The 24,233-nt window shown below is 60.4% G+C and carries 18 protein-coding genes; 9 read left to right on the top strand and 9 right to left on the bottom strand.

The features are described 5' to 3' along the window. Positions 1-247 precede the first annotated feature (247 nt). The gene (gene ydiJ / locus QRN20_RS10450) at positions 248-3,295 is read right to left on the bottom strand and encodes a D-2-hydroxyglutarate dehydrogenase YdiJ (protein WP_285360324.1); all 3,048 of its coding nucleotides are present in this window, start codon (positions 3,293-3,295) and stop codon (positions 248-250) included. Positions 3,296-3,449: 154 nt separating this feature from the next. Here ydiJ and QRN20_RS10445 point away from each other — a divergent pair, with 154 nt between their 5' ends. The 4 genes from QRN20_RS10445 (at position 3,450) to QRN20_RS10430 (ending at position 8,025) form a co-directional block, all read left to right on the top strand. Continuing rightward, positions 3,450-4,355, top strand: a complete 906-nt coding sequence (locus QRN20_RS10445) for a LysR substrate-binding domain-containing protein (protein WP_032651916.1) — start codon at positions 3,450-3,452, stop codon at positions 4,353-4,355. 12 nt (positions 4,356-4,367) lie between these two features. After that, positions 4,368-5,270, top strand: a complete 903-nt coding sequence (locus QRN20_RS10440; protein WP_025995826.1) for a LysR substrate-binding domain-containing protein — start codon at positions 4,368-4,370, stop codon at positions 5,268-5,270. Positions 5,271-5,458: 188 nt separating this feature from the next. Continuing rightward, positions 5,459-6,769, top strand: coding sequence for an MFS transporter (locus QRN20_RS10435; protein ID WP_122416895.1), 1,311 nt, complete (start codon positions 5,459-5,461; stop codon positions 6,767-6,769). After that, positions 6,766-8,025 carry a metal-dependent hydrolase family protein gene (locus tag QRN20_RS10430; protein ID WP_004885545.1) on the top strand — a complete coding sequence of 420 codons (1,260 nt, stop codon included), beginning with the start codon at positions 6,766-6,768 and terminating at the stop codon, positions 8,023-8,025. The genes QRN20_RS10435 and QRN20_RS10430 overlap by 4 nt, the downstream gene beginning before the upstream one ends. A gap of 320 nt (positions 8,026-8,345) precedes the next feature. On the opposite strand, the gene QRN20_RS10425 is transcribed toward QRN20_RS10430, so the two are convergent. Beyond that, a complete protein-coding gene (locus QRN20_RS10425) occupies positions 8,346-9,245 on the bottom strand; it encodes a polysaccharide deacetylase family protein (protein ID WP_004885547.1) in 900 nt (299 codons plus the stop codon). 90 nt (positions 9,246-9,335) lie between these two features. Further along, on the bottom strand, positions 9,336-10,463 hold the full coding sequence (locus QRN20_RS10420; protein ID WP_058432646.1) for a GNAT family N-acetyltransferase/peptidase C39 family protein: 1,128 nt from the start codon (positions 10,461-10,463) through the stop codon (positions 9,336-9,338). Positions 10,464-10,555: 92 nt separating this feature from the next. Between QRN20_RS10420 and QRN20_RS10415 the strand changes: the two genes are divergently transcribed. Continuing rightward, on the top strand, positions 10,556-12,142 hold the full coding sequence (locus tag QRN20_RS10415; protein ID WP_032651919.1) for a RimK family ATP-grasp domain-containing protein: 1,587 nt from the start codon (positions 10,556-10,558) through the stop codon (positions 12,140-12,142). Positions 12,143-12,148: 6 nt separating this feature from the next. Continuing rightward, positions 12,149-13,078, top strand: coding sequence for a magnesium transporter CorA family protein (locus tag QRN20_RS10410; protein WP_043302784.1), 930 nt, complete (start codon positions 12,149-12,151; stop codon positions 13,076-13,078). A 95-nt stretch (positions 13,079-13,173) separates the two neighbouring features. Here the strand turns inward: QRN20_RS10410 and QRN20_RS10405 are convergent, their stop codons facing one another. The 5 genes from QRN20_RS10405 to lexA form a co-directional block, all read right to left on the bottom strand. Further along, positions 13,174-14,025, bottom strand: coding sequence for an urea carboxylase-associated family protein (locus QRN20_RS10405; RefSeq protein ID WP_029242435.1), 852 nt, complete (start codon positions 14,023-14,025; stop codon positions 13,174-13,176). A gap of 72 nt (positions 14,026-14,097) precedes the next feature. Then, positions 14,098-17,187, bottom strand: a complete 3,090-nt coding sequence (locus tag QRN20_RS10400) for an error-prone DNA polymerase (RefSeq protein WP_205929071.1) — start codon at positions 17,185-17,187, stop codon at positions 14,098-14,100. Positions 17,188-17,189: 2 nt separating this feature from the next. Then, positions 17,190-18,605, bottom strand: a complete 1,416-nt coding sequence (locus QRN20_RS10395; RefSeq protein ID WP_122414394.1) for a Y-family DNA polymerase — start codon at positions 18,603-18,605, stop codon at positions 17,190-17,192. 7 nt (positions 18,606-18,612) lie between these two features. Beyond that, positions 18,613-19,233 carry a translesion DNA synthesis-associated protein ImuA gene (gene imuA, locus QRN20_RS10390; RefSeq protein ID WP_057410597.1) on the bottom strand — a complete coding sequence of 207 codons (621 nt, stop codon included), beginning with the start codon at positions 19,231-19,233 and terminating at the stop codon, positions 18,613-18,615. Next, entirely contained in the window at positions 19,233-19,850 is a 618-nt protein-coding gene (gene lexA / locus QRN20_RS10385) for a transcriptional repressor LexA (RefSeq protein ID WP_025995817.1), read from the bottom strand. Before lexA ends, imuA begins: the two co-directional genes overlap by 1 nt. Before the next feature lie 201 nt (positions 19,851-20,051). On the opposite strand from lexA, the gene QRN20_RS10380 reads away from it, so the two are divergent. Next, positions 20,052-21,047 carry an aldo/keto reductase gene (locus QRN20_RS10380; protein WP_058432640.1) on the top strand — a complete coding sequence of 332 codons (996 nt, stop codon included), beginning with the start codon at positions 20,052-20,054 and terminating at the stop codon, positions 21,045-21,047. A 160-nt stretch (positions 21,048-21,207) separates the two neighbouring features. On the opposite strand, the gene QRN20_RS10375 is transcribed toward QRN20_RS10380, so the two are convergent. Next, complete coding sequence (locus QRN20_RS10375; protein WP_029241855.1) at positions 21,208-21,894, bottom strand: hypothetical protein; 687 nt, start codon at positions 21,892-21,894, stop codon at positions 21,208-21,210. 486 nt (positions 21,895-22,380) lie between these two features. On the opposite strand from QRN20_RS10375, the gene QRN20_RS10370 reads away from it, so the two are divergent. Both QRN20_RS10370 and QRN20_RS10365 read left to right on the top strand, forming a co-directional pair. Further along, positions 22,381-23,391, top strand: coding sequence for an aliphatic sulfonate ABC transporter substrate-binding protein (locus QRN20_RS10370; RefSeq protein ID WP_122605351.1), 1,011 nt, complete (start codon positions 22,381-22,383; stop codon positions 23,389-23,391). Then, entirely contained in the window at positions 23,388-24,233 is an 846-nt protein-coding gene (locus QRN20_RS10365) for an ABC transporter permease (RefSeq protein WP_122605349.1), read from the top strand. The genes QRN20_RS10370 and QRN20_RS10365 overlap by 4 nt, the downstream gene beginning before the upstream one ends.

Here is a 24,233-nt window from a genome sequence, read left to right as displayed (position 1 = left end):
TCGGCATCCATGCCGATTGCCCCCCGAATCAGCGCCAAGACTCAGCCTTCACCCACGTCGCGATCTGCGGTGTTCATGACATCGCGGTACAAAAGCGCATCGGTGCCACCGATTATCTAAGTGATCGGACCTGATGGGACGCGGAGCGTCCCGGGCGGCATGCCCACGCGGAGCGATGGGCACGATCATTCCTCCATGAGGACGTTTGTGTAACGACTAACGCAGATGTAGGGAAGATCGTGCCCCATCACCCCGCCCGCATCCGCTCAAGCAGCACTTGCAATGGATGCCTGATCACCTTGCCATCCTGACGCTTGACCTGACTTCTGCACGAGTAACCATCGGCAACCAATCGGTCATCCCCGCCATGACGCGCTACCAGCGGCTGCCAGGACTGGCTGTAGATGGTTTTACTGGTCTTCACGTTGCGGGTTTCATGGCCGTAGGTGCCGGACATGCCGCAGCAGCCGCTTGGCAATACCTGCAGGGTCAGGCCGTTGCGGGCAAAAGCTTGCTGCCAGAGGCCGACGCTGGCCGGTTCGTTGGTTTTTTCGGTGCAGTGCGGCAGGAAGTAATACGTTTCGCTTTCGGCTTCCGAACCCTGCTCGACCAGCGCCGAAGCCAGCCATTCCTGCGGCAGCATCACGGTCGGCACGTTTTCGCTGCCCAGGGTCTTGCTGTATTCCTGGCGATAGACCAGCGTCATTGCCGGATCAAGTCCGATCAGCGGAATGCCGGAATCCTGAAGCTTGCGCAGTGACTGACTATTGAAACTCGCTGCCTTTTCGAACGCAGCCATGAAACCCTGGACCTGCAGGGGCTTGCCGTTGGGGGCGAACGGGGCAAGGTAAACCTGATAACCCATGCGCGAAATCAGCTCCAGCCAGTCGGCTGCCAGCGGGGTTTCGAAGTAACGGGTAAACGCGTCCTGCACCAGTATCACCGTACGCTGGCGCTCCTGCTCGGTCAGCGCTGCGAGACGCGCAGGCGTTGCAATGCCGACGTTCCAGCGCGCGCAGGCTGCGCGGAAGTCCATCAAGCTCAGTAATGGACTGTCGACCATGCCTGCCACATGCTCAAGCAGATAACGGACCGGCTTTGCCCCCATCACGCCGTTGTACAGTCTGGGAAAACGCGCCAGATGCGGAATGCTGAATTCCAGCGAGCCGATCAGGTAATCCTTGAGCGGCCGCAGGTAACGGCTGTGGTACAACTCCAGAAAGCGCGAGCGAAACTCGGGCACGTTGACCTTGACAGGGCACTGACCTGCGCAGGACTTGCACGCCAGGCAACCCGACATGGCGTCGTAGACTTCGTGGGAGAAGTCTTTCTGCCCAGCCACTCGGGCCACGCTGTTGACGGTACGCTCGGCCAGGCTCTTCACCACATTGGCCGCACGCGCCCTGGCGCTGGCGGTCAGCACGTTCACGTCCTGCTCGCCCTGCAAGCGCAACCATTCCCTGACCAGCGACGCCCGACCCTTCGGTGAATGAACACGGTCGCGCGTGGCTTTCCAGGACGGGCACATCGCATCGTCGGGATCGTAGTTGTAACAGGCACCATTACCGTTGCAATGCAGTGCCGTGTCATAGCTCTGCCAGACACGCTCGTCGATGGTACGGTCCAGATCACCGCGCAGTTTCACCTCGTCCACCAGGGTCAGGCGCGCCTCAGGCACCGAAGCAGGCGTGGCGATCTTGCCGGGGTTGAGCTGGTTGAACGGATCGCAGGCAGCCTTCAACGCCTGAAGTGCGGGATACAACTCGCCGAAATACTCGGGCACGTACTGTGAGCGCAAGCCCTTGCCATGCTCGCCCCAGAGCAGACCGCCGTAGCGCTTGGTCAGCGCGGCGACGGCGTCGGAAATCGGACGAATCAAGGCCGCCTGCGCCGGGTCTTTCATGTCCAGAATCGGCCGCACGTGCAGCACGCCCGCGTCCACATGGCCGAACATGCCGTACTGCAGACCGTAGCTGTCCAGCAGCGCACGGAATTCCTGAATGTAATCGGCCAGGTTTTCCGGCGGCACGGCCGTGTCTTCCACGAACGGCTGCGGCCGCGCCTCGCCTTTGACGTTGCCCAGTAAACCGACAGAACGTTTACGCATGGTATAGACGCGGTTGACCGCCGCACTGCCTGTCGCCAGGGTGTGGCCGAGGCGCACGACCGAGGTGTCGGTCTGCAGGTGCGCGACAAACGCATGCACCCGCTGCTCGACTTCGTTCAATTCGTCGCCACTGAACTCGATCAGGTTGATGCCCAGTGTCGGCGTGGCCGGATCCTGAGGAAAATACTCGGCAACGCCGTGCCAGACGATGTCCTGCATCGCCAGCATCAAGACCTTGGAATCCACCGTTTCGATGGACAGCGGCTTGTGCGCCATCAACGCCTTGGCGTCGCGCAACGCGTCCATGAAGCCTGCGTAACGCACGTTGACCAGTATCGAATGTTTGGGGATCGGCAGCACGTTCAGCCTGGCTTCGACGATAAAGCCCAGTGAACCTTCGGAACCGCACAGCACGCTGTTGAGGTTGAATCGCCCGTCTTCCTCACGCAGGTGCGCCAGGTCATAACCGGTCAGGCAGCGATTGAGGGTCGGGAAAACGTCCTTGATCAGTTGCGCCTGAGTGTCGGCAATCTGCTGCGCGCAGCGATAGACGTCGCCTGCACGATCAACACGCGCCTGTTCGCGCATCAGTTGCTCGGCATCTATGGCCTGGGTATTCACGTATGAACCGCCCAGCAACACGGTGGACAGTTCCAGCACGTGGTCACGGGTCTTGCCGTAGGTGCAACTGCCCTGCCCGCTGGCGTCGGTGTTAATCATCCCGCCCACCGTGGCACGGTTGGACGTCGACAGCTCCGGCGCGAAAAACAGCCCATGAGGCTTGAGCGCGGCGTTGAGCTGGTCCTTGACCACGCCAGTCTGGACGCGCACCCAGCGCTCCTCGACGTTGATTTCAAGAATGTTGTTCATGTGCCGCGACAGATCGACCACCACGCCATCGGTCAGCGACTGGCCATTGGTGCCGGTGCCGCCGCCCCGAGGCGTCAGAACGACCTCTTTATGTTCAGGGCACGCAGCCAGCCGGGCGACGATGGCCACGTCATGACTGTCCATCGGGAACACTGCGGCCTGCGGCAGACGCTGGTAGATGGAGTTGTCGGTGGCCAGCACGGTGCGTGAACCCATGTCCCGGGCGATTTCCCCGCGAAAACCACCCTCGCTCAGGGCGTTGAGGAAACGGTCGTAGTGACCGACCTGTTCGGACGTGGGCTTCAACAGCGCAATCATGGTGGTGTTCCTGACGGGTTAGGCTTTTTATATGCAAAGCACGTATGCTTCGAAGGGCTCGCAAGCACGGCAATATCAACGGTTGGCGTGATTCTCCGGCCTGCGGCGCCGCAGTGCAAACGTAAAACCTGCCGTTTTTCCATGAGCTTTATGAATGAACCCCAGAAGACTGACGCCTTCGATGTCGCTGCTGATCGCTTTCGAAGCGGCCGCCCGGCATGGCAGCTTTACCAAGGCCGCCGATGAACTGACGCTGACCCAGAGCGCGGTGAGCCGTCAGGTGCAGGCGCTCGAAGCCCAGCTTGAGGTCGAGCTGTTCAAGCGCGATGGCCGACGTATCGAGCTGACCACCGCAGGGGCGCTGTACCAGCACGAACTGGCCGCAGCCCTCGGTCGAATCCGCAGCGCGACGCTGCAGACCATCGCTCACAAGGCCGAAGGCGGCACCCTGCATCTTGCCGTGCTGCCCACCTTTGGCTCCAAATGGCTGCTGCCGCGCATGAATGACTTTTACGCGAGGCATCCGGGCTATGTGGTGCACGTGCATTCGCGCATCGTGCACGCCGACCTGACGCCAGCCGCCAGCGAGATGAACGCCATCATCTGCGCAGGCACCGGCAACTGGCCGGGCTACATCGCCCACCCGCTGGTCAGTGAAAAGCTGGTCCTGATTGCCAGTCCCGGCGCGCTGAAAGGGTATGCATCCATGACCCCGGCACAGGTGGCGCACTACTCGCTGCTCAGTGTGGTGTCGCGTCCCAACGCCTGGTCGGACTGGTTCGAGCGTAACCGGCTGGATCATCATGTGATGCGCCCCGGCCCGAGTTTCGAACTGACCTCACACCTGATCCAGGCAGTGGCGGCAGGCATCGGTATCGCACTGGTGCCACGCATTCTGGTGCTGGACGAACTCGCAAGCGGCGAGCTGGTGACGCTGTTCGAACCGCTGGACAGCGGCCGTAACTATTACCTGGCCTACGCCACACGTTTTCAGAACCTGCCGTCACTGTGCGTGTTCAGAGACTGGCTGCTGTCCATTCCGTTTCCCGACAGCCTTTGATCCGGAGTCTTCATGCGCATCGAACCGCTGCCACCCTTGCAGAACCTGATTGCTTTCGAGGCCACCGTGCGCCACGGCAGCTTTACCCGTGCGGCGACCGAACTGCACCTGACGCAAAGCGCGATCAGTCGGCAAGTGGCGCAGCTTGAAGAGTTTCTGGGCCGAGCGCTGTTTCGACGCGAGCACAAGCGCATTCACCTGACCGTTGCCGGGCAGATCTACGCCGAACAGATTCATCGCGTGCTGACCCTGTGCGCGGAAGCCACGGCGCAGGTCATTACCCACAGTGGCGAGCAACAACTGACACTGGCCTGTTCCAGCGGCGTCGCGGCCTTGTGGCTCGGTCCGTTGCTGGGTCGTTATCGGGACGAATTTCCCGGCGTCGATATCCGACTGCGCGTCGTCGACGGGCTGGATTCGCTGATCCGTGCCGAATTCGATCTGGCGTTGTATTTCCTGCGTGAAAGCTCGCCAGCCGGGCTGGACAGCCGGTTGCTGTTTGCCGAGTCGGTCAACGCCTATTGCTCGCCTGACTATCTGAACGGCCAGCTGCTCGAACCTGCGCAATTGCTCGACTACTGTCTGCTGATGCTGGAAGACGGCCAGCGCCAGTGGCTGTCCTGGAATGACTGGTTCGGCCGTCAGGGCGTGGATGCCTCGCTGATCCGCAAGCGCATGACGGTCAACCTGTATCCGGTGCTGGTGGATCTGGCAATGTCTGGTCATGGCATTGTCCTCGGCTGGCAGCCGATGATCGACAGGCATGTGCGTTCCGGCGCGTTGGTGCCTGCGTGCAGCACAAGTGTCGGCGCGGTGGGCGGCTATTACCTGCTGACGCCAAGCGGCAAGATGCCCCGCCGCGCGGCACGTGCCTTCGAGAAATGGCTGAGCGACGAGATCAGTTCGCAAGGCTGATTGTTACAGAGAGCACTTGCATGCGTATCGCGCATGCAAACCTGCGTAAAGAGCGTTTTCTCCAAACCGGGCATAAGCCTACTCTCAACCCTAACGGGCTCTAGACCTGATTCTATTTCACCTTCCGACTCTGCCCCCTTATCAATGCAGGGTCGTTCCCTGCGTGTATTGCATGCAGGAGCTAAAAAGTGAGCACACTACAAAAATCCCTCACACATCCCCAGAACAGGCAGGCGCGCCGCGCCATCACTGCCACGGTCATCGGCAATGGCCTAGAGTGGTTCGACTTCACGGTCTACAGCTTTTTCTCGGTCATCATCGCCAAGGTGTTCTTCCCGACCGGTAGCGAACTGACGTCCTATCTGCTGGCCCTTGCGACCTTTGGCGTGGGCTTTTTCATGCGTCCGGTGGGTGGCATCGTGCTGGGCATCTACGGCGACAAGCATGGGCGCAAGGCGGCCTTGTCCCTAACCATCCTGCTCATGGCCTTCGGAACGCTGATCATTGCTCTCACGCCGAGCTTCGCGCAGATCGGCTACCTGGCCCCGGTGCTGATCGTGCTGGCGCGTCTGCTACAGGGTTTTTCCGCCGGCGGGGAGATGGGCAGCGCCACGGCGTTTCTGACCGAACATGCGCCGGCCGGCCGTAAAGCGTTCTACTCCAGCTGGATTCAGGCGAGTATCGGTGTCGCAGTACTGCTCGGCTCGGCACTGGGCGCGATTCTGTCCAGCTACCTGACCCAGGCGCAGCTGGAAAGCTGGGGCTGGCGCGTGCCGTTCCTGATCGGCACCCTGATCGGCCCGGTGGGTTTCTACATTCGCAGCCGGGTCGACGAGACGCCTGCCTATACCGCCAGCAAACCGGTCGATTCGCCGCTGCGTGAAGTGATCAAGACCTACCCGCGCCAGACCCTGATCAGCTTTTCGCTGGTGGTGCTCTGGACCGTCTGCACCTACGCGATTCTGTTCTACATCCCCTCCTACGCCCAGCGCGTGCTGGGCCTGCCGTCATGGATGGGTTTCAGCGCGGGGATGATGGGTGGCGCCGTGTTGATCGTCGCCACACCGCTGGTGGGCGCCATGGCGGATCGCAGCGGCAACCGTTCATGGCTGCTGGGCTCGGCCATCGCCATTTTCTTCAGCGCTTACCCGATGTTCCTGTTCATCAACCAGATGCCTGGGCTGTTCTCGCTGCTGATTTTCGAACTGGTGCTGGGTCTGCTGATTTCCGGCTACATCGGCTCGATTCTCGCCGCGTTCGGTGAGTTGTTGCCGACCCATGTCCTGTCCACGGGTCTATCGGTCGCCTACAACTTTGCAGTGACCATTTTCGGCGGTTTCGCCACTTTCACCATCACCTGGCTGATTGCCTCGACCGGCAGCAATCTCGCGCCGGCCTTCTACATCATGTTCGCGGCGATTGTCAGCGGCATCGGCGCGATGCTCTATCGCGACCCTGCCCCTGCCGTAAACCGCCCTCTGACTGGAGCCTATCAATGAGTACTGCTGAATCCCCACGCCTGATCCTGCGCAACGGCCGCATTCTGGACGTTGAACTGGGCAAACTTGTTTCAGGTCAGGAAGTCGTGATCCAGGGCGAGCGCATTGTCGATGTACGCGCCGAAGGCGAGCCTGCCGGACCGGACGATCAGGTGATCGATCTGGGCGGCAAGACCCTGATGCCGGGCCTGATCGACTGCCACGTTCACGTGCTGGCGTCCAACGCCAACCTGGGCATGAATGCGCTGCAACCCAACGCAATCATCATGTACCGCGCCCTGCCGATTCTGTCTGCAATGCTGGATCGCGGCTTCACCACGGTGCGTGACGCAGGCGGCGCTGACTGGGCGCTGGCGCGTTCCATTCAGATGGGGCTGATCCCAGGGCCAAGAATCTTTGCCTCGGGCAAAGCGCTGTCCCAGACCGGCGGCCACGGCGACATGCGCGCCCGTGGTGAACTGCTGCTCAACGAGCCCTGTTCCTGCTGCTTCCGGGCCGGTGCTATTGCCCGTGTGGTGGATGGTGTCGACAACGTACGCCTGGCCGTGCGTGAAGAGCTGCAACAGGGCGCGAACCAGATCAAGATCATGGCCTCGGGCGGTGTGTCTTCGCCGACCGACCCGATCGCCAACACCCAGTACAGCGAGGCTGAGATACGCGCGATTGTCGATGAAGCGGCGGCGGCCAATACCTACGTCATGGCTCACGCCTACACCGCACGTGCCATTCGCCGGGCCATCGAGTGCGGCGTGCGGACCATCGAGCACGGTAATCTGGTGGACGCTGACACAGCGCGGTTGATGGCTGAGAAAGGCGCGTTTGCGGTGCCGACCCAAGTCACTTACGAAATGCTCGCCGAGTACGGCGAACGCTTCGGTCTGCCACCGGATTCAGTGGCCAAGATCGAGGACGTCCGTCAGGCCGGGCGCAACGCGCTGGTACTGTTCGCCGAAGCCGGTGTGCCGATGGGTTACGGCTCCGATCTGCTGGGCGAAATGCATGAGTACCAGACTCACGAACTGAAAATCCGCGCCGAAGTGCTGGGCAATCTGGCGGCATTGCGCAGCGCAACCAGCGTGGCGGCGCAGATTCTGCAGCGTGAAGGCGAACTGGGCTGCATCGCCAAGGGCGCGATTGCTGACGTGCTGGTCGTGGACGGCGATCCGCTGACCGACATTCACTGCCTGGTTGGCCAGGGCGAACGACTGGCGATGATTGTTCAGGGTGGCAAGGTGCGCAAGAACACGTTGATCTGAATGGCCAAACCGGCTCGGCCCTCAATCCAAGGGCCGAATGTCTCTGGTCAAACAACCCCAAACCACTGAAGAAACCGGATTTTGTGGGAGCGGACTTGTCCGCGAAGGGGCGGTGCGGCCGATGAAGGTTCAGCGGCTGAAATGCAGCATTCGCGGACAAACGGAACGCCGCCCGGTCCGCTCCCACGACGCCCGGTGTTTGCTGCGCGACAGCGCTACGTCGAAGACGTAGTGGCGCCTCCCACAGTTTGTATTTGCTGCCAGATAGCGCTTTGTCAGAGACAGAGAAGTATCTTGCGCAGTGGGATACCGACAGGGGCTCAGTCGGCGTTGTGATCCCAGATCCAGTTCCACAGTCCCGGTAGCTTCACGGATTCGTCTGCGTCCCTGACGGTGCGGGCCATTGCGGCGCGCTGCAACTGTGCGCTGTCGTCGTAGAACGGTTTGGCAGACAGTCGCACGCCGGTCTGATTGGCACTGTCGACCAGAATCTGCAGGTACTCACGCGCATGCCGGGCCGTGTAGCGGTTCAGGTCATGGAAGGTCACCACCACCGGAATCACACCATCGACTGCAGGCAACTCGCCCGCAGCGATGCGTTCACGCACCTGCGACAACTGGCTGACCATGTTCGAACGACGTCTCAGGCTGAAGTTATAACCCCAGATCTTCCCGTCATTGGCACTCAGGTCGGTCAGCAGTACATGCAGCCCGTGCTGCTGATAAATGCCGAAGGTGCGCTTGTCATAGTTCCAGAATGGCGGACGCAGCAGAACGGTCGGCGTATCGGTGATTGACTCGATGATTTCGCTGCCCTGAGTCAGCGACTGATGGAGTTCTTCAGAGGTCAGCGAGCGGTGGTTGGTGTGGTGCGGCGTTGCAGTGTGAAAGCCCAGCACGTGACCTTGCGCGTGCTCACGCTGCATCAGCGCCCTTCCCTCATCACTGTTGCCCGCCCCGGTTGCGCCGGTCTGCACGAAAAACACCGCTTTGATGTTCGGTTCCAGCGGATTGTCGGCCAGGCTGTCGAGCACGGTTGCCGTCGGGTTGTAGAAGGTTGTCGCGCTGGGGCCGTCATCGAACGACAGCAGGAAACGTACTGGCGGTTGCTGACGAAGCCGCTCGGCGGTCTCTGTCGTCAGCGGCACAGGCGAACTGATGCAGGCCGACAAACTCAAGACAGTGATCGAGGTCCACAAGACGGCAAAAGCGGTTTTCATGAGCGTGTGTTCCGAATGACCGGGCAATGAACATTCACCGGTACTGCGGCGCACACACTAGCCGCGCGTCAGGATTAAAGCCATAGCGGTTCATGAAACCTGCGCACAATCAGGTTCTCCAGGTCCCGACGGGTAAACGATCACGGCTGCCCGCAGCTTGTCAGTCCCGAAGCAACTCATGCGATTGAAGTCAGCGTGGCTCACCGGCAAATGCTGACAGTCGATGGCCTGACGGTGCAGGCTGTGATCGATATCCGGGTCATGCAGATATACGAAATCGGCGTCGCAGTCCGTGACCATCACCCAGTGCGGAGCCTTGGAGCGGGTCAGGCGATAGCTGCTGATCAGCACCAGCGGTTTGCCGCCTTCCGCCAGCACACGCGGCAGGTTCAAGGCATGATTGGCCAGCGTCTGCACGTCGGAAGCGTCAAGTTCGCGGCAGAACTGTTCGTGGACCAGACGCACCACCTGTTTCTTGGTATCACTGCGCACGCCGTTCAAAAACAACGGCCCGGCTATCGACACCAGCAGTTTCACGGCAAAGCCGCGCCGCCAGGCTGCCAGCGCCAGCCCTTGCGGACTGCAACCGCCATGGCCCGACGTCATGAATACGGTGGTTGCCTCGCGCCATATCTGCAATTCCTCGGCACGCATCATTGAGCGCTCGGGCTGCAAGGCTTTCATGGCCATCAACAGGCAGGCCGGGCCGCAGGTAAAGTCCAGTGTCTGCTGGTAGTAAGGGACCGAGCGGCCGTTATGCCGGGCATGCTCGACGATGCGCTTTTCATAACGCAGCGCGGGTGCATGGTCCTGATAGTAATCGTCGACCTGAGCGAAACGCCGATAGCCACTGCGTTCATAAAGACCGATGGCTGCGAGGTTGTCGGGGCGCACTTCCAGACGCAGATACGCGCAATCGCGCTCGACCGCCCGCTGTTCGGCATGCTGCAACAGCTGCTTGCCAAGCCCCAGCCCTCGCGCCGCATCGGCGATGGCCAGCGAGTACAGACGCCCCAGCGACGTGCCACGGTGAAACAGCACCAGCGCGTATCCGGTCAACTGCCCGGCCCGCTCGGCCACGATCAGGCAGGCGTTGGCCCGGCGGATCATCCAGTTGAAACTGCGTGCCGTCAGCCGGTCGCCTTCAAAGCACTGGTTCTCCAGAAACAGCAAATCCTCGACGTCGGAATCCACTGCATCGCGAAATATAAAGTCCATCTGCACCGCCGTAAAAGTTGTGTAACGAAACGGGACATTTCAATAAGCACATGCTTAATAGAAAGGACTGTTTCCCATCGGATCGATTACACATGTCAGCGGCGCAGGTGAAGATGAACGAAGTATCGGCTCAACGTGCAGTTTCAGCAACAACGAAACGTGCTTATCCCGCAGTCCCTTTTGCAGCACAAAGCCAGGTAGTCATTATTGTCGAGCGGTTGGAAGACTGGGCATCCTATTTCCCCAGCGAAAACCTGATGACGGCGCAGGACTATCTGGAGAAGCCGCTGCAAGCCACGGCTGGCAAGCGCGTACAGGTCATCAACCTGTGCCGGAGCTATAAGTACCTGGGCCACGGTTATTATTGTTCTCTGCTGGCCGAAGCGCGTCAGCACCATGTCATTCCCTCCGTGCGTACTATCAGCGAGCTGACACGCAAATCATTGTATGGGCTGGCACTGGATGATCTGGACAAAGTGTTGGAAACCGCACTTCAGGATCACCCGTATGACAATACCGAAGGTTTTACCCTGACACTTTATTTCGGCCAGACAACACTCGCGCCCTTGAATGATCTGGCGCGTCAGTTGTTCGAAGCCTTTCCCTGCCCGATTCTGCTGGTTGAATTTCGCAAGCGCGAAAACTGGCATATCGCAGGTATCAAGTCCGGTGCCCTGCCCCGTTTGCGTGACGATCAACAGGACGAGTTCGCTCTTGCGCTGGACGGCTTCAGTCGCAAGGTCTGGCGTCAACCAGGCTCGCGCCGCGTGGCACGTTACGACCTGGCGATCCTGCACGACCCGCAGGAGCAATTGCCACCCTCCAACGCAGAGGCCCTGGCCAACTTCATTCGCGTCGGCCAGCGTCTGGGGATCGATGTCGAATTGATCGAAAAGAAGGACTACTCGCGACTCGCCGAATACGACGCGCTGCTGATCCGAGAGACCACGAGTGTCGACAACCACACCTATCGTTTCGCCAAGAAGGCAGAAAGCGAGGGGCTGGTGGTCATGGACGATTCGACGTCCATTCTGCGCTGTACCAACAAGGTGTACCTGACCGATCTGCTCAAAAGCCATGACCTGGGCATGCCGCGTACCGAAATCCTTTACAAGGACCGACCCGAAGAGCTGGAGAATGTCGCCAGACGGTTGGGCTTTCCGTTGGTGTTGAAAATCCCTGACGGCTGTTTCTCACGCGGTGTGATCAAGGTCGGTACAGCTGAAGAAATGCACACCGCCACTGCGCAGTTGTTCGAGCATTCGGTACTGCTGCTGGCGCAGGAATTCTTCTACACCGAGTACGACTGGCGCATCGGCATTCTTAACCGCAAGCCGATCTTTGCCTGCCAATACTTCATGTCCAAGGGGCACTGGCAGATTTACAACCACAAGGCTGTCGGGGCCGAAATCAACGGTGAATGCCGCACCCTGGCGGTTCATGAAGCGCCGAGAGCGGTGGTTGAACTGGCGCTCAAGACCGCCAACCTGATTGGCGACGGGCTATACGGCGTTGACCTGAAGCAGTCTGGCGACAAGGTGGTGGTGATCGAAGTCAACGATAACCCCAACCTCGACGCCGGTATTGAAGACGCCTACCTGCAGGACGATCTGTACGGTCTGATACTGGAAGAATTCATTCGCCGCCTGGACATCAAACGTCTTGGCCAGGCCTGGTAATCACCCATGATCAAAGGCCTGAAACTCGACGCCAACCGCCTTCAAGCCTGCGACCCACTGATGGCGCAGGTGCTGTGGTTCAGCAAACCGGACGCCGGCGAACGCACGCTGCTGGCCGAGCGTTTTCACCTGGATGATCACGCAGTGGCATCGGCGCTGGACCCGGATGAAATTTCCCGCATCGAGTTTCATCCCGATGCGCTGTTTCTGATCTGGAAGCGGCCTGAAAACTATTCAGGCAAGGACAGCTTTTCGTTCGATGTCTCGTCATTCGGCGTTTTGCTGAAGCAGGATCAATTGCTGTTGATCTGCGACGACGATCAACCGCTGACGTCACTGTTGACGCAACGCCCGCTTGAGCAGCCGTTGGATATTCTGCTGGAGATGCTGTTCAACAATATCCATCACTATCTGGGCCACTTGAAGGTGATCAAGATGGTGGCGCGTGAACTGCAACAGAAATTCAATTCGTCGCTGGAAAATCGTCATCTGCTGCAGATGTTCAACCTCAGCGAAAGCCTGGTGTATTACATCAACGCGATTCACAGCAACGGCGCGGTCCTGACCCGGCTGCGCAATCATGCGCAGGGCAAACAGTACGGCAACGCCAGCCTGGCGCTGATCGACGACATGATCATCGAGAACGACCAGTGCTATAAACAGGCCGAAATCTATTCAACGGTCTTTGCCGGGCTGATGGATGCGCGGGGCAATCTGGTCAACAACAGCACCAATAACCTGCTGCGCAAGCTGACCCTGATCAACGTGGTTTTCCTGCCGCTCAACCTGATTGCCGGGATCGGCGGCATGTCGGAATTCAGCATGATGACCGCCCCGCTGCACTGGTGGGTCAGCTATCCCGCGCTGCTGGTAGCCATGCTGGGTATGGGCGTCGCGATGATCTGGGGATTGCGCAGGATGGCGCGCTCGGCATGAGCCGGTCTTTACCTTGGGAGGCATAGCCACGTCGACGTAGTGCTGTCGTGTGGCAAACACCGGACTGTGGGAGGCTGCCTGCTGCCTCAGAAAACCTAGACTTCCCACTCGGCCTTGGCGATCTGCAACCCATGCAGTCCGTTGTAAGCCGCGCGCTGGGGTGGTTGCCAGCCTTCCAACAGGGACGCTTCCAGGTCATAGATTTCCACGCCCAGTGGCCTGCATACGCTTAACGGATCCTGCGCATCCGGTCCCCACATCGGCAGCGACAGATCGCCTCCCGGGCAGGTCGACAAGGCACACAGCAGGTCGATTTCGGCAAAGAACTCCAGGTAATCGCCCTTTTGCGCCGGACAGGCTTTCATGAAGTACATGTCGTCATGGTTGAGCCCGGTGCATTGGAAGATGTTCAGCACATCGTGCACATCGAACTCGGTCAGACCGTGCGGCAGCACTGCGCGCGTCAGGTTCGAATGGCAGTGGTGATGAAAGTCCTCGCCGGTCAGCATTTTGTTAACGTAAGGATCGCAACGCGTGCCCAACAGGTCGTGCAGGCGACCGCCATGTTCGTCGATGCCGTAACTGGCCAGGCTGTCGTCGGTGATGGTGACCATCGGCCGCAGGAACGGCAGGTTCGACCAGAGCCGGTCATGGGTGCTGACGTGCGCGCCCTGAAGCTGACGGGTTCTGGCGGCCCACATGCGCTCACGAGGATCGTCGGCGTTCCAGACGTTGAAATCGCCCACCTGCGGGCCTACCGGTGTGGTGACACGAAACACCTGTCCTGCCTTGACCTTCCACGCTCGCCCGGTGCGGATCGGTATTTCGAACTGCTCGATCAGTGTGCGCTGCTGCATATTGGCGCGTATGCGCTCGTAAAAGGCCGTATCCACTTGCAGCGCGGCACCTTTACTCACCTGATAGGCAGCGGGATAGTCTTTGTACATGCAGGACCTCTACTGGGCAGCTTGGAAAGGTTCTCAACGCTGCAAATTGCGAGCCCGTTTCGCACCCTGCACTCACTGGAAATCCCGACTGCGCACATCCAGCCCGGTCAGCAGCGGTGTCAGATCATAGAGACGCTGAGCAATCAGATGCCGCACGCCGCTCTTGGACTCCAGACGGCCGAACACTTGCAGCAGCTGTGAACCGACCAACACCTTGCGCTGCCGCTCGGCCAGATCGCGCCAGACCACGACGTTGACCATTCCGAACTCATCCTCCAGCGTCACGAAGGTCACACCGCTGGCCGTGCCAGGGCGTTGCCTGCCAATGACCAGCCCGGCCACGCTGAGGGTTCGGTCATTCTCCAGCGTAAGCAGGTCCCGCGAGCTGCGAAAGCGCTTGGCAGCCAGTTGCCGTCGTAACAAGGCCAGCGGATGTGGCCCCAGCGTCGTGCCCAGCGTGGCGTAGTCGGCAACCAGATCCTCGGCCACGGTAGGCAGCGGCAATGTGACCTGATGCTCTTCGCTGGGCAGATCATCGAACAGCGGCCGCTGCGCTTCCACGCCAGCCACTTCCCAGCGTGCACGATGCCGGTGACCGATCAGGCCGCGCAACGCACCGGAATCGGCCAAAGACTCGGCAGCACGATTGTCCAGCCCGGCGCGAATCGTCAGGTCAGTGGCATCCGAAAACGCGCGTGTCGCTCTGGCGCGCTCGATACGCAGCGCATCGTCTTCCCGAAAGCCGCGCACCATGCGCATGCCCAAGCGGATCGCCAGATTGCGTGTGTAGTCAGGGTGTTCGATGGGCTCCAGCGAGCAATCCCAGTCGCTGTAACGCACGTCCACCGGACGGATTTCGATGTGATGGCGACGTGCGTCCTGCAACAGCTGGTCCGGGCTGTAAAAGCCCATGGGCCAACTGTTGATCAGCGCACAGGTGAAGGCTGCCGGTTCATGGCACTTGAGCCAGCAACTGGCGTAGGTCAACAAGGCGAAGCTGGCAGCGTGGGACTCGGGAAAACCGTAACTGCCGAAGCCCTTGATCTGCTCGAAGATGCGATCGGCGAAGTCCTGTTCGTAGCCGTTCTTGAGCATGCCCTTGGTCAGACGCTCGCGATGCGGCTCAAGCCCGCCATGACGCTTCCAGGCAGCCATCGAACGACGCAGCTGATCGGCCTCGCCGGGCGTGTAGTCGGCGGCGATGATCGCCACTTCCATGACCTGCTCCTGAAACAGCGGCACGCCGAGGGTTCGCTCGAATACTTTTTCAAGGGCGGGCGGATAGGTGATGGCTTCTTCGCCGTTACGTCTGCGCAGGTACGGATGAACCATGTCGCCCTGGATCGGCCCCGGTCGAACGATGGCCACCTCGATCACCAGATCGTAGAACTTCTCGGGTCTCAGGCGCGGCAGCATGGCCATCTGCGCTCGCGACTCGATCTGGAACACGCCGATGGTGTCGGCGCGGCTGATCATTTCATAGGTCGGGCGGTCATCCGATGGCACGCTGGCAAGCGTCCATTGTTTGCCGCGATGCAGATGCACCAGATCGAAGGTTCTGCGCAACGCACTGAGCATGCCCAAGGCCAGAATATCGACCTTCAGCAGGCCGACCAGATCCAGATCGTCCTTGTCCCACTGAATGATGGTGCGCTCGGCCATGGCTGCGTTCTCGACCGGCACCAGAGTGTCCAACGGATGCTCGGAAATCACGAATCCGCCCGGATGCTGCGAAAGATGTCGGGGGAAGCCGATCAGTTCGTCACTCAGGGCCAGCACGCGTTTGAGCATCGGCGCTTCAGGGTCCAGGCCGTATTCGCGCAGCCGCTCGGGGGATGGCAGCGTATCGCTCCAACGGCTGAAGGCATCAGCCAGTGCGTTGATCTGATCCGGTGGCAAGCCCAGCACCCGCGCCACGTCACGCATCGCGCCGGAACCGTGATACGTGCTGGCCACGGCGGTGAGCGCTGCCCTGCCCCGGCCATAGCGCCGGAACACGTACTGAATGACCTCTTCGCGGCGGTCATGCTCGAAATCCACATCAATGTCAGGCGGTTCGTTGCGTTCCCTGGAGATGAAGCGCTCAAACAGCAGGTTGCTCTTCTCCGGATTCAGCTCGGTAATCCCCAGCGCATAACACACCACCGAGTTGGCCGCCGAACCTCGCCCTTGGCAAAGAATGTACTGGCTGCGGGCAAATTCGACGATATCGTGGACGGTCAGGAAATAACTGTCGAACTTCATTTCCGCGATCAGGGCCAGTTCCTTCTCGACCTGCTCACGGGTAGTCGGGCGCAGACCGTCGGGCCAGCGTTTGCGCACGCCCCGTTCGGTCAGTTCGCGCAACCAGGACGACGGCGTCTGGCCCTTGGGCACCAGCTCATGGGGGTATTCGTACTTCAAGTCGTCAAGGTCGAATGTACAACGGCGGGCGATGCGTACCGATTCGGCCAACAGCCAGTCGGGGTACAGCTCGGCGAGCGCATCCGGTGTGCGCAAATGGCGCTCGCCGTTGGCAAACAGCAGATGCCCGGCCTCGGCCACCGTCGTGTGGTGACGGATCGCAGTCATGGTGTCCTGCAACGCACGTCGTCCTCGGGCGTGCATGTGGACGTCGCCGCTGGCAACCGCCGGAATGCTCAGGGACTGCGCCAATGCCAGCAGATCTGCAAGACGTTGTTCGTCATCCGGTCCTCGATGCAGCTCGACGCCGAGCCACAGGCGTTCGGCAAACCGTTCGCGCAACCAGTTGCCCTGAGCCAGACAGGCTTGCATATCGTTCTCGATCTCTGGCAACCAGACCGCCAGCAAACCGTTGGACGCTATCTCGAAGTCATCGGGCAACAGCCGGTACTCACCCTTTTTGGCGCGACGCCGGGCCAGGGTGATGATCCGGCACAGCGTTTGATAGCCGTCGAGGTCTTCCACCAGCAGGACGATCTTCGGCCCGTTTTCGATCTGCATCTCGCTGCCGATGATCAGTGGCAGACCACTGTCTTTCGAGGCCTGCCATGCCCGTACGATCCCGGCCAGCGTGCCTTCGTCGGTGATCGCCAGCGCCGTATAACCATGCCGTTTTGCCCTTTGAAACAGTTCCTGAGCGCTTGAAGCGCCACGCTGGAAGCTGAAGTTCGACAGGCAGTGCAGCTCGGCGTAATCCATGTTCACGCGAACCAACCGTGCAGCAGCAGTTCGCCGTTTTCGCCCACCGTGCGGTAGGCCCAGGCGCGTTGGCCGCTGAGGGTTTCCACCAGGTAATAATCGCGTCGCACATCACCCCCGTCCCACCAGCCCGATTCGATGCGCTCAGGCCCGGCCACGATGCGGGTGGTGTGCGCAGGCAATGGCTGTGGTTGGTGCAGCAACCAGCCCGGACGCGGATGACCGTGGACCTGCGCAATGACCTTGCTTTCAGCCACAGGCCGCCAGGCGCACTCAGGACGATGGTCGGCAAGCGCTCGCAGGCCGTTGACCGACTCGTCGCCCAGCCGTGCCCGCAGGCGCTCGCGCAACTGCTCCCAGGGCAGCGTCTGTTGTTCGCGCTCATCGAACAGGGTTCGGTGCGTCGGGACGAAATCCGGCAAATCCTGCGCCAGCAAGCGCACCGCCCGCACCGGAGAAGCCACCAGCACCTGCTCCAGCCTGCCGCGGGCCAGCTCGAACAGCATCGAGGCATCCCGTTCGGCGCTGAGCAGACCGACCTGCACGACGGTATCCGGCCCGTCCACATGCTCCAGGTGCAGGGCAAAACGCTGCACGCCGCTGTCGCGACCAGTCAGGAACATGGCCAGATCGGCAATCAGGCGCTTGAGCGGGAACAGAAGCGCCTGATGCGATTCAACGTCGAAATTCAATTCGATGCGCAGGTCGAAAAAGTCCGGTGGCATGTAGCACTCCAGCGCCACCGGCCGCTCGCCCAGCAGGGTGTCGAAGTGCTGCAACACGCTGGCAGGAAAGCGCCGCGCCAGGGTATCGCGTGGCAGGGCCAGCACCTGCCGGACATTGCGCAGCCCCATGCGGGCCAGTGCGATTGCCACTTCGCGAGCGAGACCGATGCGGTCCACCGGCATCTGTTCCAGGGTGCGACGCAGGTCATGCGGGCAATCGATACTCAGCCCGTCGTGCATGTTGGCCAGCATGCGCGCCGCAATCGGGTTGGGTGCCACGACGATGCGATGACGAAAGCCGAGCCCGGTCAGCTCTTCACGCAACCTCGCCTCGAACACCGGCCACGGCCCGAACAGCTTCAGGCTGGACTCGATTTCCATCAGCAGCACGCGTGGGTATCTGAGGCTGACATTGGAGCTGAAACCATAGGCCCAGGCGGCCAGCAGTTGCTGCAAACGCTCGGTTTCAGTCGGGTCATGCGGGACCATGGTGAAGCCTGACACCAGCGCCTGCGCCGCACTGAGCGATTGACCGGGTCGCAGGCCCAAGGCTCGAGCGGCCGGATTGACGGCCTGCAACACCCGACGTTGCGCACTGCCGCTGATCAGGGCCAGCGGTTCATCCGGATCGGTATGGCGGCGCATGACGCCGTCGAGTGCCAGTTGCGGCAGCAAGACACAGGCCCACAGCATAAGAACCTCAAGCGTCGGTCGGGAAAGGTATCGGCAAGGCGGGAGCAAGCCCGCCACGGCATTTGAGCACCCGTAGTTGTGCAGGACGGGTATCGACAGCAATGCGCAGCGCAGCGGGCGACGGGTTGGCAGCGGCCAGTTGAGGCCGACAGGCGAAGGCCAGGGTCTGCCCGGTTTCAGCAGCCACTTGCAGGCGACGCAGCGCACGGTCGTCGACCATGCCGGGCCAGCACACCACGGCACCACAACTGCCGGAACGCAAACATTGTTCAGCGGCCCACAAGGCATCCCTGGCGCTGGCCTCGATCAGGGTCATTTGCCGCAAGTCGACTCCAGCCGCCAGCCAGGCCTGCGGGTAAGGCAGGTAAGGCGGCGCGACCAGCACGATGCGTTCGCCTATGCCGGACAGCCTCGCCAGACTGGGCCACAACAGGCGCAGCTCGCCACTGCCATTGGCCGGAATCAGGATTTCAGTCAGCGCCGATGGCGGCCAGCCGCCTGTGGGCAGGACGCTGTCGAGCAAAGCATGGCCGCTGGGCTGCGGGCTGACCTGCGGCGCAGACTGCTGACGCCCTTTCCAGACCCTGCGCTCGTCCAGCAGGCTGTCCAGGCTGACGACAGCGCCCATCATTCGCGCCGGACCAGACCGCAGAACACGCCTTCGATGGCGAAGTCCTGATCCGGCGTGACAATGATGGGCTTGTAGGCCGGATTGCGTGGCAGCAACTGCAGCCCGTCGGCACTGTGCCGCAGGCGCTTGATAGTGACTTCGCCGTCCAGCCGGGCGACAACGATCTGGCCGTCGCTGGCCTGCGGGTTGCGGTGCACGCCAACCAGATCGCCGTCGAGAATGCCGTCTTCGATCATGGAATCGCCCTGTACGCGCAGCAGGTAATCCGGCACGCGGGTAAAAGTGCTGCGATCCAGATGCAGCGTGGCATGTATATCAAGGTCCGGCCCAATGGGCGCACCGGCAGCGACCCGGCCCAACACGGGGATTTCCAGCAGCTCGGGGCGGGATTCGTTCTGCACCAGACGAATGCCGCGCGCCTGATGCGGCACGACTTCGATCAGCCCCGCTTCGGTGAGGGCCACAATGTGTTTGCGTGCCACGCTGCGTGAAGCAAAGCCGAACGCTTCGGAGATTTCCGCCAGGCTCGGCGATTGCCCCTGCTGCGCGATGCGATCGCGGATGAAGGTAAGGATGGCGCTGCGACGGGGAGATAATGTGCTCATGGAGTACATTTGTACTCTTTTGCGTTTTTTCTGGCTAGTGCGTTTTGTCGGATCAGCAGTGCCGCTTAATCATAGTTGCCATGCTTGCAACCGGTATCGTGCTTCAGATTGTTTAGATAAACCGAACAGTCAAATCGTAAATAGCCGGTTTATTGCGCAATGCGCAGAGTACACACTTGATCTGTCTTTTCATTCCAGGGAGAAAGCATCGTGATCACACGTCAACTCGGCCAGCATGGCCCGCAGGTATCTGCAATCGGACTGGGCTGCATGGGCATGTCGGACTTCTACACCACGGGCATCGACGAACAGGAGTCCATCGCGACACTGCATCGCGCTCTGGAACTGGGCGTCAGCTTTTTCGACACCGCCGACATGTACGGCCCGCACACCAATGAAGCCCTTCTCGGTCGTGCCTTGCAGGGCAAGCGCGACAGCCTTTATCTGGCCAGCAAATTCGGTATCGTGCGCAGCGATGATCCCCATGCCCGCGGTGTCGATGGCCGTCCCGAGTATGTGCGCCAGGCCATCGATGGCAGCCTCAAGCGCTTGAACACTGACTATCTGGACCTGTATTACCAGCACCGCGTCGACCCGAATGTGCCGATCGAGGACACCATCGGCGCCATGGCCGAGCTGGTGAAGGCTGGCAAGGTGCGCCACATCGGTATTTGCGAAGCCAGCGCAGAGACCATCGAGCGCGCCCACAGGGTGCATCCACTGGCGGCGGTGCAAAGCGAGTACTCGCTGTGGTCGCGCGATCCGGAGCAGGACGATGTGCTTGCCACCTGCCGTCGCCTGGGCATCGCGTTTGTGGCCTACAGCCCGCTGGGGCGAGGGTTTCTGACCGGCGAACTGCGCACCCCAGAAGACTTTGCGCCAGACGACTACCGTCGCTTCAGCCCGCGCTTTCAGGGTGAGAACTTCAACCGCAATCTGCAACTGGTGGAAAAGGTCAAAGCCGTCGCGGCAGCCAAAGGCATCAGCGCCTCACAATTGGCCCTGGCCTGGGTTCTGGCTCAGGGTGACGACATCATTCCGATTCCCGGTACCAAACAGCGCAAGTACCTGGAAAGCAATGTGGCGGCTGCTACGGTGGCGTTGAGCAAAGACGAACTGGCGCAACTGGATGCGATTTTTCCGGCCGAGGGTGCCGTGGCGGGTGAGCGTTATGGGGCGGAGTCGATGAAGTTTGTAAACGGCTGATCGGGCGGATCTGATCAACCATCAACAGCCTGGCTGAAGAAACACGCTATGTGGGAGGCGCCACCCCCTTCTTCGACGTAGCGCTGTCGCGCTACGTCGAAGAAGGGGGTGGCGCCTCCCACAATGATCCAATGTACTCAGCAACTTCTCGGCGACATTCTCACGTCGATTGCGGGCACGCTTCGGTTCCGTTGTTCAGGCCCTGTTTGTGGTTCTTGTATTCCAGCGTGGCCTTGCCGTCGACCCACTTCAGGGTCACGACGACGACTGAGTCGAAATCATCGCCTTCCCAATCGTTGACCAGCTTCACGTCCTTGCCGGACGCTTCCTTGGCCACCTTGTTGATCAGTTCCGGCAGATAGCCGTGTGACCAGGCGGTGTAGATGATTGCGTTGTGGTACTTGTCGTGCATCAACTCGTCAGCCAGATCGCTGGTGTCGTTGGCACCGAAGTCGATGTTGATCGGCAGGCCCAGCTTGATTGCGCTCGGGCCAACGGTCATCAGGGGGCGAACGTAACTATAGGAAAGGTCGCCATCACCCTCTTCCACGTGCCGACTTGGATTGGCGGCAAAGATGAAGTCGGCCTTGCCGAATTCCTTAGGCAGCAGTTCGGACAGTTCGATGGCGCGATTGAGACCCTGACAATTCAACTGCCCCAGGCCCATGGAGGGCTTTTCGGCATGGCGCAGGAAGACCAGGGTCTGAGTGCCGTTTTTCGGGTCGGCGTACACGCCTTTGCCCATGGAAAACAGCAGCACGGCTGAAACCATCAGTACGGAAGGAAGGGTAATCCAGGCAATACGCCGCTGAAGTCGGCTGCTCAATGAGAGTTTGGGAATATTCATTATTGTCTGAGTCCGGTACGCGGTTAAGGGAAAATTCAGCGTGTTGCTGATGCGAAGGCGCTTGCCATAGCGGGTTCGCCACCCTTTTTCTGTCCCTGCGGATCAGTCGAATACGTGTCCCTTGATCACGGATAAAGACTAGTACTGCAATGTTGCGGAATGAAGAATACGGACGATAGGAGTCCGAAAATCCCTTTCTGTTGCACTTGAGGCTGAAAAAAGCCTGATTTTTCTACAAAAAACCCAAACAAGGCAGGTCCTGCGCATCCGGTTTCGACTGTTGGTGGAGCAACAGTCTGCGAACAATCCTGTGCTTCAGGCAACACTACCAGCAGCCAGGATCGCGACAAACCACGCTGCATCACCCCGGATTGCATCTGGCACAGAGGCTGCATATTCCCTTTTAAGCACCTGATACGTATCCAACTGCTGAATTGGAAATAACAGACTCGGCGACGCCCCTCTTCCTGATCCGGACACCTACCCATGCCATCACTTCGTTCTGCGTTTCGCCTGAAGACTCCCCGTGTACTCGCCAAAGGGTTGCTGACCAGTCTCGCTTTGGCCTTTGCGCTTCAGCCGGCCGCCCAAGCAGTTGAAACAGTACCGGCAGAAATCCATCTGGATTACGCCTACTACTCACCCGTAAGCCTTGCGCTCAAACATTTCGGCTGGCTAGAGCAGGCACTGCCGCAATCGAAGGTGACCTGGGTCCTGAGCCAGGGCAGCAACCGTGCACTGGAATACCTCAACAGCGGCAGTGTCGATTTCGCCTCTTCGGCCAGTCTGTCGGCAGTGCTGGCTCGCGCCAATGGCAGCCCGATCAAGTCGGTGTATGTCTACAGCCGGGCGGAATGGACTGCGTTCGTGGTGCGCAAGGATTCGCCTCTGCAAACAGTGGCAGACCTCAAAGGCAAGAAGATCGCTGCCACCAAAGGCACCGACCCGTACCTGTTCACCCTGCGCGCGTTGCAACAGGCCGATCTGAAGAAAGACGACGTGGAACTGCTGCACCTGCAACACCCGGATGGCCGTATCGCGCTGGAAAAAGGCGACGTGGACGCCTGGGCAGGTCTTGACCCGCACATGGCCGCCAGCCAGATTCAGGCAGGATCGCGCCTGCTGTATCGCAACAAGGACTTCAACAGCTATGGCGTGCTGAGCGTCACCGAGACCTACGCCAAGAAGCACCCGGAGGCGATAAAAACTGTCTTGACGGCTTATGAGAAAGCACGGGAATGGGCCGTCAGGAATCCGGATGAACTGGCCAGATTGCTGGCCCAGGAGTCTGGCCTGCCACTGGAAGTGGCCCGCCTGCAATTGTCACGTACTGACCTGAGCGCACCGCAACTGAGCGCCAGGGATGTTGAATCCTCCAAGGCAGCGGCGCCGATTCTGGTCTCCGAAGAACTGGTGCGCAAAGGCGTGAACGTCGAGCAGGTCGTCGAGCAGTTGATCACGCCTGACTTTTCGGCTTCCGTGATCGCTCACCAATGAATCGTGCAGAAAAAACGCTGACGGGTGCGCAGTCTGCCCTGTTCACCGAGCCAAAACGCGGAGTGTGGGGAAGACATAAAACATTAGGTAAAGGGTTGGTATTACCTGTCCTGATTATCGTGTTTCTCGAGCTGGTCGTGAGGATCGGCTGGCTGCCTTCCTACCAGATGCCTGCGCCCAGCGAGATCCTGATGACTTTGGGTGATCTGGCCGAGGGTTCGTTGTGGAAACACATCGGTGCCAGCCTGCTGCGTGTACTCAGCGGTTTTGCCATCGGCGCGAGCCTGGCGCTGCTGTTCGCTGCCTGGGTGGGCCTGAGCCGTGAAGCCGAGGCCTATCTGGAACCGACTTTTGCCGGACTGCGCTCAATCCCGAGCCTGGCGTGGGTGCCGCTGCTGCTGTTGTGGCTGGGTATTGGAGAAACCTCGAAGATCGTGCTGATTGCCATCGGCGCGTTTTTCCCGGTCTACCTCAATGGCGTGGCGGCGATACGTGGCATTGACCGCAAACTGGTGGAGGTCGGGCAGATGTACGGCTTCAGCCGCTATCGCCTGACACGTCGGATTCTTCTGCCTGCCGCCCTGCCCGGCCTGTTCACCGGACTGCGCAGCGGCATGAGTCTGGCCTGGATGTTTCTGGTCGCCGCCGAACTGATCGCCGCCACAAAGGGCCTGGGATACCTGCTCAGCGACGGCCGCGAAACCTCGCGCCCGGACATCGTTCTGGCCGCCATTGTCGTGCTGGCGGGCCTGGGCAAGTTGAGTGACGGCCTGCTGGCAAGGCTGGAAAGGCGTTTTCTGAGCTGGCGCGACGCATTCAATGGCCAGAGCCAGGAGGGTTGA

It is taken from the genome of Pseudomonas sp. fls2-241-TYG-175 (assembly GCF_030209155.1).
Classification (GTDB): Bacteria; Pseudomonadota; Gammaproteobacteria; order Pseudomonadales; family Pseudomonadaceae; genus Aquipseudomonas; species Aquipseudomonas viridiflava.
The sequence above is the reverse complement of the archived record's forward strand: the minus strand, read 5'-3'. Positions and strand labels throughout refer to the sequence as shown.